Origin of the sequence: Pseudomonas sp. NPDC099000 (genome assembly GCF_044759925.1) — a bacterium.
GTDB lineage: Bacteria > Pseudomonadota > Gammaproteobacteria > Pseudomonadales > Pseudomonadaceae > Aquipseudomonas.
Genome location: NZ_JBIWAF010000024.1, coordinates 55,411 through 69,669, shown reverse-complemented (window position 1 = coordinate 69,669; position 14,259 = coordinate 55,411). Strand labels below are relative to the sequence as shown.

Here is a 14,259-nt window from a genome sequence, read left to right as displayed (position 1 = left end):
ATCTGTGTAGCAGCTGGCGAAGCCTGCGTCCGGCTGCTACATAGGGCGTGATCAGCTTCAGAAAGCTGGCACGCTTCAGCGAGCGATCTTTTCCGTCAGGCCCTTGTCGGCTTTTTTGCCTTGGCGCAGCCACTGCAAGGCCTTCTTGCCGGCCGCCATGCCTGGCTTCTCTATGTACAAGAACGTCAAGCTGCTGATGACGATCAGCAGGCAACTGCACACGGCCAGCAGCGACAGAAAGGTCCAGGTGTCACGAGCGTCCAGGTGCAGAACCAGAGGAAGACGTTGCACCATCACCCAAAGCACGAACCCGTGCAGCAAATAGGTGCTGTAGCTGATTTCCCCAAGCCAGCGGATGCTGCGCGGCTTGAGAGCGCCGAACAGGGTATTTCCAGAGGCCACGATCACAAAAAACAAGGAAAGCAGTAGCAGTGGCAGCAGGTTGAACGCGCGGTTGAATGCCGTAAATGCAATCGCCAGCGCCATCAGCGCGATAATCCCCGCCAGTCGCGTCTGACCCCAAGCCATCAAGTGTGGCCGGCGTATCCAGTACGCCGCACCAATGCCGCCCAGGAAACTCGCCAGAAAGTGCTTCTTCAGTGAGTGCTCCCAACCGACCAGTTGGTAGAGGGCGTAAATCCCGATCAGGCACAGCACCACTTGCAGCCAGCTGCCGCGATAAATGAAGACCATGCCGGCCAATGGCAACGACAGATAGAAAAACACCTCGTAGCCCAGGGTCCAGGTGACGTTGGAGATCAGCATGCCGGTTTGGTGGTACTGGTTGACGTCCGGTCGGTCGAACGTCAGCCATGCCAGAATCTGCCCGACCAGCCGGATGCCGGAGTCCTTGAGTTCCCAGTTCTGCAAATAGAACACCGTGACAAATACAATCAGCATCAACGGCAGGTACAACGGGTAGAGGCGAAACACCCGAGAGACAGCGAAGGCCAGCCAGTCGTGTTGACGTTCCTGAGTGAGCAATCGATTCCAGAACAGAAAACCGGTGATCATGAAAAACAGCGCGACGCTACCCTGGCCAAGCTGCGAGTAGAAGTTGCTCGGCGGAAACTCGATAACGCCGGTGCGCAGGAAGATCCAGGTGATGACCGAATGGTGCACGAACACACCAAACGCCAGATAGCCGCGCAGTCCATCAATGCTGGCAGAGCGGCTTTCACCTGAATGCTCCAGGTGACGGGTGATTTTCGGAACGGCGCGCAACAACAGGGCGGCGGTCACGATGGCCAGCAGATAGGCTGCCAGCGCAATGAGTGGGTTGGTCTCAGTCATCAATGAGTCCGGGCCGGGGAGCTCCCTGCCAGCACTTGCCTGTGCAGGTTATCAACAGCGGATTTAGACGCCGTCATGGCGTACCCCTGGAGCAACGCTTCGAAATGGTCTTCGAACAACCAGCGCTTATCCACCGTGTAGCGCTGCATATGGCGCAGATTACGCTGACGCAGGGACAGGCTCAGCGACGAAGGATAGATGCGCATGTCGGCGACATCGATCAGGCCGAACTCACCATCTTCCAGCACCAGCACGTTACCCAGATGCAGCGAGCGGAAATAGACGCCTTGCTCATGCAGTTGAGCCATGAATTTGCCGAAACGCTCCACCAGCGCCTGACGCACCGCTGGCGCGGTAATGCCTTGCAGGACCTGACGCAGCGTGTTGCCCGGCAGTGGCAAATAATGCACGGCGCTGCTGCCGTCTGCGAGCCGGTAGAGATCAAGGATTTGCGGCGTGGGAATCCCCAGGTTGCGCAATTGCTCGCTGTTGACGGCAAAACGTTCGGAATAAGGGTTGAAGCTGCCCGAGGTGTACCAGCGGCGGCGGCGGAACAGCTTGAGGAAGCTGCCATCGACCAGACGCAGCACTTTGGGGCCTAGGCCATCTTCTTCAATGACCTGCGCGTCGGCGGTCAACTGTTGTTGAGCGGCCGGCGCCAGCGTCCTGACAGGTATGGCCAGCAGGCGTCTGGCACGTTGGTTGATGCTCAGCGCAGCGATCAGCGCCAGCGGAATCCACAGCAGGAACCAATGCTCTTTGGGCCTGGAGATAATGCCGCCGCCTTCGGTCAGACCCGCGCCGATACCGAAAATCAACCAGGTGGAGGCAATGATGAACAGCGGTTGCAGGCGATTGCGCCAGCTGCTCAACAAGCCCCGGACCTGGAAAAACAGCCACGGCAACAAACCGACAATACCGACGTAATAGAGTACGCCCAGAGCAAAGCTGTGGGGCTCCTGCAAGGAATAGCCGACACCGGGGTCGAGGGTCAGATCAGCGTTGTAGCCATGGCCGATCCATGGGTGATCGGCAATTTTTTCGAGGGTCAATTGCCAGAGTTCCAGGCGATAGGAGTCGCCGCGTTCGATGATCATCTGTGAAAACAATACAGTCACGGCTGCAGCGCTGACGACCAGGGCGCCGAGCAATACAACGGAGCGGCGGTTCCAACAGATGAAGCTCAGCCATAGCGCGGCGAGTGTCAGTGCAACCAGAGGGGTTCTGGAGCCGGTGGCGATCACTGCGGCGAACATTATTGCCATCGCAGGGATGCTCAGCCAGAGCATTTGCCGACGCTTGCAGATCATGCTCAGACTCAGCCAGTAAGCACAGAAAAAGCCGTACATGTGGGAGGCAAGCAGCGGATTGTCGAACGCACCTCCGCCAATCAGGCGCAAGCCTGGCTCGTAAATGCGGGCGAACATCAACAGGTTATAGACCGTACCGATCAGCCCGACCATCGCAGCGGTGAACAGCAAAGGCTTGACGACTTCGCTGCGATAACGCACCAGCAAGTAGCAGCCGCCGAACAGCAACAGGGTATGGAGCGGTGGTTTGAACTGGGCCGCAATGCGTTCACTGCCAGGCCCCCAGCACAAACTGATCAGCGCCCAGGCGGCAAACAATAGCACCGCAATGAAGATCGGCTCTCGGAGCAACTCCTTGAGTTCGCGAGGGCGCAGGCAAAGGACGATCAGCGATGGAATGCTGAACAGTCCATAAAAAAGCTTATGGTGCAAACTTCGACCCGGCAGGAAAAACAGCGCGCAAAGGAGCAGGAGATAGCCGACTGGAAGAATCCAGAGGCAAATGAAATCGAAGACTCGATTGGACACGCTATTGAAACCGCTGAGTTGCATGCTGAGAGATTCAATCCTGAAGTTGATGGCCATTTTTGGGTGATGGCTATTTGATGCTTGATCTGACGCGTAACAATAACAGCCTTTATGCGATTGCCAGAACCCTGAGGAAGCTGTGCTAAAGTCAGCGTCCTTTTTATCGACATTCGCGTGATATGACCGACTCCAGTCTCTCCGCAAGCCCTTCGAGCTTGAAAATCTACTTCCGCCTGCTCGGCTATGTCCGGCCGTATATCAGTCTGTTTCTGATCAGCATCGTCGGTTTTCTGATTTTCGCTTCGACGCAGCCAATGCTCGGCTACATCCTCAAGTACTTCGTCGACGGCCTGTCCAACCCCGAGGCAGTGCTTTTCCCAACCGTGCCTTACCTGCGTGACCTGCAACTGCTGCAGGCGGTGCCGTTGCTGATCATCCTGATCGCCGCATGGCAGGGGTTGGGATCTTATCTGGGCAACTACTTTCTGGCCAAGGTTTCCCTCGGGCTGGTCCATGATTTGCGTGTGCAGTTGTTTAATAACCTGCTGGTTTTGCCCAATCGGTATTTCGACAAGCATAACTCTGGTCATCTGATTTCGCGTATCACCTTCAACGTGACGATGGTCACCGGGGCGGCCACAGATGCGATCAAGGTCGTAATCCGTGAAGGCATGACGGTGATCTTCCTGTTCGCCTCGCTGCTGTTCATGAACTGGAAACTGACCCTTGTGATGGTTGCGATCCTGCCATTGATCGCCGTGATGGTGCGCACCGCCAGCAAGAAATTCCGCAAGCAGAGCAAGAAAATCCAGCTGGCCATGGGCGACGTGACACACGTGGCTTCGGAAACCATCCAGGGCTATCGCGTGGTGCGCAGCTTCGGTGGCGAAGTCTACGAAGAAAAGCGCTTTTACGAGGCCAGTCAGGGCAACACCGACAGACAGCTGCGCATGACCCGTACCGGCGCCATCTATACGCCGTTGCTGCAACTGGTGATCTACAGCGCCATGGCGGTGCTGATGTTCCTGGTGCTGTACCTGCGCGGCGATGCGTCGGCCGGTGACATGGTCGCCTACATCACCTTGGCCGGCCTGCTGCCCAAGCCGATCCGTCAATTGTCCGAAGTCAGCTCGACCATCCAGAAAGGTGTGGCCGGTGCCGAGAGTATCTTCGAGCAACTGGACGTAGCGCCGGAAGTCGATACCGGCACAGTCGAGCGTGATGCCGTCAGCGGTCGTCTGGACGTGCGCCACCTGAGCTTCACCTACCCGGACACTGATCGCCAGGTACTCGATGACATCAGTTTCTCGGTCGAACCGGGGCAAATGGTCGCGCTGGTCGGGCGTTCGGGCAGCGGCAAGTCGACGCTGGCCAACCTGATTCCACGCTTCTATCACCACGACAAGGGCGAGATCCTGATCGATGGCGTTGAAGTGGAGCAGTACAAATTGCTGAACCTGCGCAAGCATATCGCCCAGGTGACCCAGCACGTGACTTTGTTCAGCGACACCGTGGCCAATAACATTGCCTATGGCGATCTGGCTGGCGCGCCCCGTGAAGACATCGAAAAAGCGGCAAGAGACGCCTATGCGATGGACTTTATCGCGCAGTTGCCCGAAGGCCTGGACACCCAGGTCGGCGAGAACGGCGTGTTGCTGTCCGGCGGTCAGCGCCAGCGCCTGGCGATTGCCCGGGCCCTGTTGAAGAACGCTCCGTTGCTGATTCTCGACGAAGCCACTTCGGCCCTCGATACCGAGTCCGAGCGGCATATTCAGGCGGCACTGGACCAGGTCATGAAAGGCCGGACCACGCTGGTGATCGCTCACCGGTTGTCGACCATCGAGAAAGCGGACCTGATTCTGGTCATGGACCAAGGCCGGATCGTCGAGCGCGGCACCCATGCCGAACTCCTGGCGCACAACGGCTACTACGCCCGACTGAACGCCATGGGCCTCGACGCCCCGGCGGAAGACATCGCCTGACCCTTGTTCACCGGGCGTGCAATGCGCCCGGTGATTTGTTTCAGTTACCAGTATTTCTGCTCAATAAATGATCAGTTTTCATCGCCGAATCATCCCGTTGCAGCCGTCGCACAAGCCAGCGCCAACCCTGTGGTAATATCGCGCCCCTGTTCATTTTGTATGTGGGTTGCTCCATGAAGTTGTCCATGCCGCGATTCGATCAAGCCCCTGTCTTGGTGGTCGGCGATGTCATGCTCGACCGTTACTGGCATGGTGGTACCTCACGGATTTCCCCTGAGGCGCCGGTACCGGTAGTCAAGGTCGAGCAAATCGAGGACCGCCCGGGCGGTGCCGCCAACGTTGCGTTGAACATTGCCGCCCTCGGCGCACCAGCCTCGCTGGTCGGCGTGACTGGCGACGATGAAGCTGCCGACAGCCTGGCCAATAGCCTCAAGGGCGCTGGCGTGCGGGCGTTGTTCCAGCGCATCGCGCACCAGCCGACCATCGTCAAGCTGCGGGTCATGAGCCGTCACCAGCAATTGCTGCGTATCGACTTCGAAGAGCCCTTCGCCACCGACGCCCTGGCGTTGGGCGAGCAAGTCGACGAGTTGCTCGAAGGCATCAAGGTGCTGGTGTTGTCCGACTACGGCAAAGGCGCACTGAAAAACCATCAGGTGCTGATCCAGGCCGCCCGTGCCCGTGGCATTCCGGTGCTGGCCGACCCTAAGGGCAAGGATTTCTCGATCTATCGGGGTGCGAGCCTGATCACGCCGAACCTCAGCGAATTCGAAACCATCGTCGGCGGTTGCGCCGATGAGCATGAGTTGGTGAGCAAGGGCGCGCAGTTGATGCACGACCTGGACCTCGGCGCGTTGCTGGTGACCCGTGGCGAGCACGGCATGACCTTGTTGCGCCCGGATCATCCGGCGCTGCACCTGCCGGCCCGGGCCCGTGAAGTGTTCGACGTGACCGGTGCCGGCGACACGGTGATTTCCACGCTGGCGGCTGCAATTGCCGCAGGCGAAGAACTGCCCCATGCGGTGGCCTTGGCCAACCTGGCGGCGGGCATCGTGGTCGGCAAACTGGGTACGGCGGCCATCAGCGCACCGGAACTGCGTCGCGCCATCCAGCGTGAAGAAGGTTCGGAGCGCGGTGTACTCGGCCTTGAGCAGCTGTTGCTGGCGGTCGATGATGCGCGTGCGCATAAAGAGAAGATCGTCTTCACCAACGGCTGCTTCGACATTTTGCACGCCGGCCATGTGACCTACCTCGAGCAGGCGCGCGCCCAAGGCGATCGTCTGATTGTCGCGGTCAACGACGATGCCTCGGTCAGCCGCCTGAAAGGGCCGGGGCGTCCGATCAACAGCGTCGACCGTCGCATGGCCGTACTGGCCGGTCTGGGCGCCGTGGATTGGGTGATCAGTTTCGCTGAAGGCACTCCGGAAAACCTGCTGCGTGAGGTCAAGCCGGATGTGCTGGTCAAGGGCGGGGACTACGGGATCGACCAGGTGGTCGGCGCGGACATCGTGACTGCTTACGGCGGCACTGTGAAAGTGTTGGGGCTGGTGGAAAACAGCTCGACTACCGCTATTGTCGAGAAGATCCGCAAGTCCGAGTGAGGCTGATCGTTCCCACGCTCTGCGTGGTAATGCCTCAATGGACGCTCTGCGTCCGCTTTGGGACGCAGAGCGTCCCGGGCTGCATTCCCACGCAGAGCGTGGGAACGATCAATCAGGAGCTAACTTTTTTACGCGGTACGATTCTCTTCAGCAATTGCTTCGCCTTCCCACGCAACCGCGCTAAACCCGAATCCTTCCCCGGCAAGCTCAGCCCCTGTTGCCGCACCCAATCCTTCCAGCGAATCCGCTCATCCCTCACCAGCCAGCCTTCCTGCTGGGCAAAACTCTCTGCCAGGTACAACCCGCGCGTACTCGCCGGGTACAGTTGATCCTTTTTCAAGGTATACAGTTCGGCCATCGGCTGGCCATCCTGCAATGGCATCAAATACAAATCGGGACGCTTGCGATCGAGCCGGGCCACCAGTTGATCGCCTTCCAGCCGCTCGTCGACATGAAACAGGCTCAGGGACTTGGCTTCCTTGGGCACGTCCAGGCGCAAGTCATAGATCAATTGCAGCGAAGCCGTCGGCAAATGCACGTAAGCCCGCGGACGTTCGATCAACTGCATCTTGGCGCAACGCACGGGCCGCGCCGAGCCGGACAACGGCGTCAGGCGAAAGGGTAACGCCTCGCGATAATGCAGCGCGGACGAGTAGGGCGCCGGCAGCCAGGTGTCATTGAAACGCCCACCGAGCCAGCCCTCGGGGGTTTCCAGCAGGCACTCTTCGGCGATCTCCTGGATCGCCGTATGCAGCGGCAGGTTCAGCTCGTGGGCCGGCACGTAACCGGAGATCAACTTGAGCACCACATCGCCACGGTCCTGCCGGCGCTGACGCACCAAGACCCAGTAATCGCGATTCTGCCAATGCAGGGTCAGGCGCACCGAGACCCCCAGGTTGGCCAGTTCCAGAGCGAAGCGCTCAGTGTCGGGCACCGTCACCGGGCGGCGACGTTGCAGGGTCTGGGAAAAATTGAGCGGCATTCCGACGCTCTGATAGCTCAAGCCTTCGGGAGTCGCTTCGACGTACAACGGCAGGGTCTTGAAGTTGCTCGGGTTCTTTCTTATGAGCGTACGCGGCATGTCGGCTCCTGCTTAAGGCCGCGTGGGCGGCATCAGTTTCTACGTAGGACCTGGGCAACGGTCGCGACGTTGTGGGCGAGGTGCAGCGGATTGATGGTCCCGACAATAGCACTGGCAACACCCGGATGTTCAAACAACAACTCAAAGCTGGCGCGCACCGGGTCCACGCCCGGACTCAGGCAGACGTGACCGCTGGCGAGGGCTTTTTTGACCAGAATGGCTTTGCCGTGAGCAGCAGCATAGTCAATGACTGGCTTCTCGTTCTGTTCGTTCAGATTGTAGGTGACCATGGCGCAATCACCTTGTTCCAGAGCCTTCAAACCCCCTTCGACGGTTTTGCCGGAAAAACCGAAGCCGCGAATCTTGCCTTCGGCCTTGAGCGCGGCGAGGGTCGCGTAGACCTCGCTGTCATTGAGAATCGCCAGGTCGTTGCCGTCGGAGTGCACCAGCACCAAGTCGATAACATCCGTTTCCAGGCGTTGCAGGCTGCGCTCCACTGAACGTCGAGTGTGGGCGGCGCTGAAATCGTGGCTCGACTGGCCGTCGGCAAACTCTTCGCCGACCTTGCTGACGATCACCCAGTCCCCACGCTGACCACGCAGCAAAGGCCCCAGCCGTTCTTCGCTACGGCCATAAGCAGGGGCGGTGTCGATCAGGTTGATGCCCATGTCGCGGGCGAGTTTGAGCAGCATGCGCGCTTCGTCATCGCCAGGAATCTGGAAACCGCTGGGGTATTTCACGCCCTGATCGCGGCCAAGCTTGACCGTGCCCAGGCCCAGCGGTGAAACCAGCAGGCCGGTGCTGCCCAAGGGGCGATGCAAGTCGTGCAGGGTCGGTTGGCTCATGGCAGCAGTTGCTCCCAGGCTGGAACGCAAATCGGTGGTTTTGGCAGGTCGGGCAGCGGCGCCGGATGGCTCGGCTGGATGCCGTCACGCTGCAAAGACGTGATGACCCGGTCGGCGAAGTCCGGTGCCAGCGCCAGTTTGGTCGGCCAACCGACCAGCAACCGGCCTTCTTCGGCCAGGAATGCATTGTCCGGACGGGTCAGTCCCGATTGCAGCGGTTCGGCGCGATCTACACGCAAGGTAGCCCATTGCGCGGTGCTCAGGTCGATCCATGGCAGCAACTGGCCGAGTTCTTTCTGCGCGGTGGCGATTTGCTCGGCGGGCTCGCGGGCAACCCCTTCGGCTTCAGCAATGTCGCCGCCCATGTACCAGACCCACTGGCCATCGGCGGCAGGATGGGTGGTCACGGTCAGGCGCGGTTTGGTGCCGCCGCCCAGGCAATGGGCGTACAGCGGTTTGAGGCTTGGGCCTTTGGCGATGATCATGTGCAACGGCCGGCGCTGCATGGCGGGCTGGCTCAGCCCCAGGGCTTCGAGCAACGCCGCGGTGCCGGCACCGGCGCTGAGCACGATGCGCTGGGCGCGGATTTCACGCTCGTCGACCTTCAGGCCCACCAGAACGCCAGCTTCCAGCAACGGTTCGATCTTCTGACCGGCGAGCAGGCCATCACCGGCCAGATCGGCCAGGCGCTGAATCAGGCTCGGCACGTCGATCACCAATTCTGCCAACCGGTAAACCTTGCCCTTGAAGCGCTTGTCTTGCAGAGCCGGCGGCAGTTGGTCGCCCTTGACCTGATCGACACGACCGCGCACGGCTTTGCTGGCGAAGAAGCTGGTGAGGTTGCCGGCGAGGGTGCCAGGGGACCAGAGGTAATGGGCTTCGGACAGCAGGCGCACGCCGGACAAATCCAGCTCACCGTCGCCGGCCAGGGCTTCACGCCAGCGACGCGGCATGTCGGCGATGGCTTCCGAGGCTCCGGTCAAGGCGCCATGCAATGCGTACTTGGCGCCGCCATGGATGATGCCTTGGGATTTCACGCTTTGCCCGCCACCGAGGCTGGCGCTTTCCACCAGCACGGTCGAAAACCCCTGGCGGCGCAGGCGCGCATTCAGCCAGAGGCCGGCGACACCAGCGCCGACAATCAGAACGTCGGTGGAAATAACGGATGGCATGCAGCGACCTCAGTGTTCAAGACGAGGGCGCAGTATACAGACTCGAAGATTGGAGGTTTTGCTGGCGATCAAAAGATGACCAACTACAACCCCTGTGGGAGCGAGCCTGCTCGCGATGGCGGTGTGTCAGGCAACCTTTCAGTCGACTGGTACACCGCCATCGCGAGCAGGCTCACTCCCACAGGGGATTGGTGGTGCCAGTTAATGCCCGGCGGTTTTGGAGAAGAGCTGAATGACGACAACGCCCAGCACAATCAACGCCATCCCCAGCATTGCCGGCACATCCAGTTTCTGTCCGTAGATAAACAGCGCCGCGACGCTGACCATCACGATCCCCATGCCGGCCCACACCGCGTAAGCCACGCCCACCGGAACGCTGCGCACCACCAGCGTCAGCATCCAGAAAGCGATGCCGTAACCGACAATCACCAGAGTCAGCGGCAGCGGGGTGCTGAAGCCTTTGACCGCTTTCATCGAAACGGTGGCGATCACTTCGGCGCAGATGGCAATGGCCAGGTAGTAGTAAGCGGTCATAGGTGCATCCTCGTGTGAAGTGTTGCTTTCTGAGGTCGGCATTTTAGAGATTCTCCAGATGCGGTAAAGTCATTACCTATCTGTTCTGAAGATGGGTTGAGCCATGAACATGCAATGGAATCTGGAGCAGCTGCGGCTGTTTGTCAGCGTAGCGGAGCAGCGTTCGTTTTCTGCCGTAGCGCGGGATCAGCGCAAGGCGCAGTCGGCGGTCAGCAGTTCGATTGCGCTGCTGGAGGAGGACCTGGGCGTCAGCCTGTTCGACCGTAGCAGCGGCCGTCAGCCGAAACTCACCGAGGCCGGTAACGCATTGCTGGATGAGGCGCGGGAAGTGCTGCGCCAATGCGAACGCCTTAACGGTCGGGCGCTGGCCATGATGCGCGGCCAGGAGGCTCGTTTGCGTGTGGCCCAGGATGAAGCGATGCCCTATCAGCCGATCATCGAAAGCTTCGAAGCCCTGGCTCAGCAATTTCCCAGCCTTGAAGTGCAGTTGACCAGCGCTGCCCAGGGCGATGTGGCGCGCAAACTGGTGGAGCGTCGGGCCGATCTGGGCTTGCTGTTTTATCACGACCAGATCCCCGAGGCGCTCGAGCGGCGGGTGTTGGGCAGCGTCGAAATGGTTACGGTGTGCGGCGTCGGCCACCCACTGGCGCAACAGGCCCGGGTCGATTGCCAGCAACTGGCGCAGCACCGCCAGTTGCTGATGTCCACGCAGTCCAGCGTTTATCCCGGCAGCGAGCCGGCCAGCCCGCAAGTCTGGCGGGCCGACAGTTTCTACGTGATGGCCGAATGGCTGGTACGCGGCCTCGGTTGGGCCTGGTTGCCGCGTCACGTGGTGCAGTACCCGGCGTACCAGGATCTGATGGTCGAACTGGACAGCGAATGGACCCCGCCGGCGCTGGTCGTGGAACTGGTCTGGCGTCGCGACGAGCCCCTCGGCCCGGCGGCTCGCTGGCTGGCGGAACGTTTTGCCGTGCACTTGCAGGCGATCGGTGAAAAAACCGATAAACTCCGCCGCCATGAATAGAACTCTCTACACCGCGCTGTTTTACCTGGGGCTGCCATTGGTAGCGATTCGGCTGTGGCTGCGTTCGCGCAAGGCGCCGGCGTATGCCAAGCGCATTGGCGAACGTTTTTCCCTTGGCTTGCCGGTGATGAAACCGGGCGGCATTTGGGTGCACGCGGTGTCCGTGGGCGAGAGCATTGCCGCGGCGCCGATGATTCGCGCCTTGCTGCTACGTTATCCACAGCTGCCGATTACCGTGACCTGCATGACCCCGACCGGTTCGGAGCGCATCCATGCCCTGTTTGCCAACGAGCCGCGCATCCAGCATTGCTATTTGCCTTACGACTTGCCGTGCGCGGCGGCACGGTTTCTCGATCGGGTCCAGCCGAAACTGGCGGTAATCATGGAAACCGAGCTCTGGCCGAACCATATCCATCAGTGCGCCAAACGCGGGATTCCGGTGGCGTTGGCCAATGCGCGATTGTCCGAGCGTTCGGCCAGGGGCTATGGCCGCTTCCGAAAACTCACCCAGCCGATGCTCGCCGAGATGAGCCTGTTCGCGGTGCAGACCGAAGCTGAGGCTCAGCGTTTCCGTGACTTGGGTGCGCGTGCGGACACCGTCGAAGTGACCGGCTCTATCAAGTTTGACCTGACCATCGATCCTGCATTGCTCCAGCGTGCTGCCGAGTTGCGCGCGCAATGGCAGGCGCAGGAACGTCCGGTGTGGATCGCCGCGAGCACTCACGAAGGCGAAGACGAAGTGGTGCTGGCGGCCCATCGTCAGTTGCTGGCCAATCATCCCGATGCGTTGCTCATTCTAGTGCCGCGTCATCCGGAGCGTTTCAATTCGGTGTTCGAGTTGTGCCAGCAGCAGGGTTTCGCCACGGTGCGTCGTTCCTCCGGCGAGGCGGTAACGGCGAACACTTCGGTGTTGCTGGGCGACACCATGGGCGAGCTGCTGTTTCTTTACGCCCTGGCGGACAGCGCCTTTGTCGGCGGCAGTCTGGTGCCGAATGGCGGGCATAACCTGCTGGAACCGGCGGCGCTGGCCAAACCGGTGCTGAGCGGCCCGCACCTGTTCAACTTCCTCGAAATCGCCGCGCAGTTGCGCAGCGCCGGAGCGTTGCAGGAAGTGGAGGACGCGGAAGGCCTGGCGCTGGCGGTGCAGCGGCTGTTCGAATTGCCGCGCGATGCGCAGCGGATGGCGGAAGCGGGATTGAAAGTGATGCGCACCAATCAGGGCGCGTTGCAGAGGCTGCTGGAGGGGGTGGGGCGGTTGATCAAACAGTCCTGAAGCTGCCACTGATCCATTGTGGCGAGGGGGCTTGTCGGAACGCCGCATCGCCACAGGTTTACCGTTACTGCGTCGGATTTGCCTTCAACTGCGCCGCCGCAGCCTTGGCCAGGTCCGGCGGCAGGAAGTCCTTGTCCGGGTTGTAGTCGGCCTTGAGATAACGCGCCAGGTCCTGCAAATCCCCCGGGTTCAACGTGCCGGCGGCCTGCTTCAAGCGCAGGTTGTCGAGGATGTAGTCGTATCGAGTGTTGTTGTAGTCGCGCACCGAGGTGTACAGCTGACGCTGGGCATCCAGTACGTCAACGATATTTCGCGTGCCGACCTGGTAGCCGATTTCGGTTGCTTCCACCGCGCTCTGGTTGGAGATGATCGACTGCTTGCGCGCCTGCACCTGCTCGACATCGGTGTTCACAGCCCGGTGCAGGTTGCGGGTGCTTTCTACGATTTGCCGGCGCAGGGATTCACGTTGCTGCTCGGACTGGTCCAGTTGTGCATACGACTGGCGCACCTGGGAGTTGATCAGGCCGCCGCTGTAGATCGGGATATTCAGTTGCAGGCCTACTGTCGTTTGCTCGACGTTGCCACTGTAAGGCTGGCCGAAGGCGTTCGGGTTGCTGAAGCCCAGAGCGTCGTTGTCACCTTTTTCGTATTTCGCCACGGCGTCCACGGTGGGCGCGTGGCCGGCCTTGCGCTGCTTGAGGGTTTCTTCGGCGGCGCTGACGGCGTAGTTGCTCGCGAGCAGATTGAGGTTCTGTTTGGCTGCCGTATCGACCCAGGACTTGGCGTCGTTCGGTGCTGGCGGCAGGATCGGCAAGGTATGGGAAATGCCCCAGATCGAGTTGTACTGACGGTTGGTCAGGGTGATCAGGGCTTCGAACGCATCATCTACCTGGCGCTGCGCGACGATTCGGTTGGCGCGTGCAGTGTCGTAGCTGGCTTGCGATTGCAGCACATCAGTTTTGTCCGAGAGACCGACGTCGAAGCGTTCGTTGGACTGATCGAGCTGGCGTTTGAACGCGGCTTCTTCGGCCTTGGTTGACGCCAGGTTGTCCTGGGTTCGCAACACATTGAAGTAGCTGACGGCAGTTTGCAGGATCAGGTTTTGCTGGGTTGCCGAGAGCTGCAACGCAGCCTGTTCGTTAACGTCTTTGGCGGCCTGGAACTGGAACCAGCGATCAGCACGGAACAGCGGTTGAGCCAGGGTCGCTTGATATGAATGAGCGTTACGGTTGGCAGTCGCCGACGGCTGGTCGATCGCGGTGCGCACAGCGGCCAGTTCAGCGCCGCCCGAGAGATTGGGCAGCAGCCCGGCGCGGGCCTGGGGCACGACTTCTTTCTGGGCGCCATATTGAGCGATGGCTGCAGCGAGGTCGGCGTTGTTGTCCACCGCTTCCTGATAGACGCTGACCAGATCCGTCTTGGTCGATAAGGGCGCTTCTGCTGCCCAGGCCATTCCGTTGGACGCACAAGACACGGCAACGGCCAGTGAGAGTTTGCGCAGCATGAGGCCATCCCTAAAAAATTACGCTGATAATTTGAGCGCCAAGGCTACGGCGCGGCCCATACAGCGTCAAGGCGCGGCACGGCGTAGCGAGTGTAGTTGTGCCCGCGCACGGCAA

The 14,259-nt window shown here is 60.4% G+C and carries 12 protein-coding genes; 5 read left to right on the top strand and 7 right to left on the bottom strand.

The genetic code is table 11. From position 1 onward, the window contains the following. Window positions 1-75 precede the first annotated feature (75 nt). Together ACIQV9_RS22890 and ACIQV9_RS22885 are read right to left on the bottom strand one after the other, a co-directional pair. Window positions 76-1,293: an acyltransferase family protein gene (locus ACIQV9_RS22890; protein WP_403106270.1), complete on the bottom strand. Its 1,218-nt coding sequence runs from the start codon at window positions 1,291-1,293 to the stop codon at window positions 76-78. Further along, window positions 1,293-3,035 carry an O-antigen ligase family protein gene (locus ACIQV9_RS22885; protein WP_403106267.1) on the bottom strand — a complete coding sequence of 581 codons (1,743 nt, stop codon included), beginning with the start codon at window positions 3,033-3,035 and terminating at the stop codon, window positions 1,293-1,295. The genes ACIQV9_RS22890 and ACIQV9_RS22885 overlap by 1 nt, the downstream gene beginning before the upstream one ends. On the opposite strand from ACIQV9_RS22885, the gene ACIQV9_RS22880 reads away from it, so the two are divergent. From ACIQV9_RS22880 to hldE, 3 genes are all read left to right on the top strand, one after another. Beyond that, window positions 3,030-3,209, top strand: coding sequence for a hypothetical protein (locus ACIQV9_RS22880; protein WP_403106264.1), 180 nt, complete (start codon window positions 3,030-3,032; stop codon window positions 3,207-3,209). The two genes, ACIQV9_RS22885 and ACIQV9_RS22880, sit on opposite strands and share 6 nt — an antisense overlap. Window positions 3,210-3,310: 101 nt before the next feature. Then, entirely contained in the window at window positions 3,311-5,113 is a 1,803-nt protein-coding gene (gene msbA / locus ACIQV9_RS22875; RefSeq protein ID WP_403106262.1) for a lipid A export permease/ATP-binding protein MsbA, read from the top strand. Window positions 5,114-5,286: 173 nt separating this feature from the next. Then, a complete protein-coding gene (gene hldE / locus ACIQV9_RS22870) occupies window positions 5,287-6,711 on the top strand; it encodes a bifunctional D-glycero-beta-D-manno-heptose-7-phosphate kinase/D-glycero-beta-D-manno-heptose 1-phosphate adenylyltransferase HldE (RefSeq protein WP_403106259.1) in 1,425 nt (474 codons plus the stop codon). Between the two features lie 112 nt (window positions 6,712-6,823). Here the strand turns inward: hldE and ACIQV9_RS22865 are convergent, their stop codons facing one another. The 4 genes from ACIQV9_RS22865 to ACIQV9_RS22850 all read right to left on the bottom strand — a co-directional run bounded on the left by ACIQV9_RS22865 (window position 6,824) and on the right by ACIQV9_RS22850 (window position 10,343). Further along, window positions 6,824-7,792, bottom strand: a complete 969-nt coding sequence (locus ACIQV9_RS22865; protein WP_403106256.1) for a metal ABC transporter ATPase — start codon at window positions 7,790-7,792, stop codon at window positions 6,824-6,826. Between the two features lie 32 nt (window positions 7,793-7,824). Further along, the gene (locus ACIQV9_RS22860) at window positions 7,825-8,637 is read right to left on the bottom strand and encodes an aldo/keto reductase (protein WP_403106253.1); all 813 of its coding nucleotides are present in this window, start codon (window positions 8,635-8,637) and stop codon (window positions 7,825-7,827) included. Continuing rightward, window positions 8,634-9,809, bottom strand: coding sequence for an NAD(P)/FAD-dependent oxidoreductase (locus tag ACIQV9_RS22855; protein ID WP_403106250.1), 1,176 nt, complete (start codon window positions 9,807-9,809; stop codon window positions 8,634-8,636). Before ACIQV9_RS22855 ends, ACIQV9_RS22860 begins: the two co-directional genes overlap by 4 nt. A gap of 201 nt (window positions 9,810-10,010) precedes the next feature. Beyond that, entirely contained in the window at window positions 10,011-10,343 is a 333-nt protein-coding gene (locus tag ACIQV9_RS22850) for a multidrug efflux SMR transporter (protein ID WP_092274228.1), read from the bottom strand. A gap of 103 nt (window positions 10,344-10,446) precedes the next feature. Between ACIQV9_RS22850 and ACIQV9_RS22845 the strand changes: the two genes are divergently transcribed. After that, window positions 10,447-11,367 carry a LysR family transcriptional regulator gene (locus ACIQV9_RS22845; protein ID WP_403106246.1) on the top strand — a complete coding sequence of 307 codons (921 nt, stop codon included), beginning with the start codon at window positions 10,447-10,449 and terminating at the stop codon, window positions 11,365-11,367. Continuing rightward, window positions 11,360-12,640: a lipid IV(A) 3-deoxy-D-manno-octulosonic acid transferase gene (gene waaA / locus ACIQV9_RS22840; RefSeq protein ID WP_403106243.1), complete on the top strand. Its 1,281-nt coding sequence runs from the start codon at window positions 11,360-11,362 to the stop codon at window positions 12,638-12,640. The genes ACIQV9_RS22845 and waaA overlap by 8 nt, the downstream gene beginning before the upstream one ends. A 64-nt stretch (window positions 12,641-12,704) precedes the next feature. Here waaA and ACIQV9_RS22835 read toward each other — a convergent pair whose 3' ends face one another. Then, window positions 12,705-14,144 carry a TolC family outer membrane protein gene (locus tag ACIQV9_RS22835; protein ID WP_403106240.1) on the bottom strand — a complete coding sequence of 480 codons (1,440 nt, stop codon included), beginning with the start codon at window positions 14,142-14,144 and terminating at the stop codon, window positions 12,705-12,707. Window positions 14,145-14,259 lie beyond the last annotated feature (115 nt).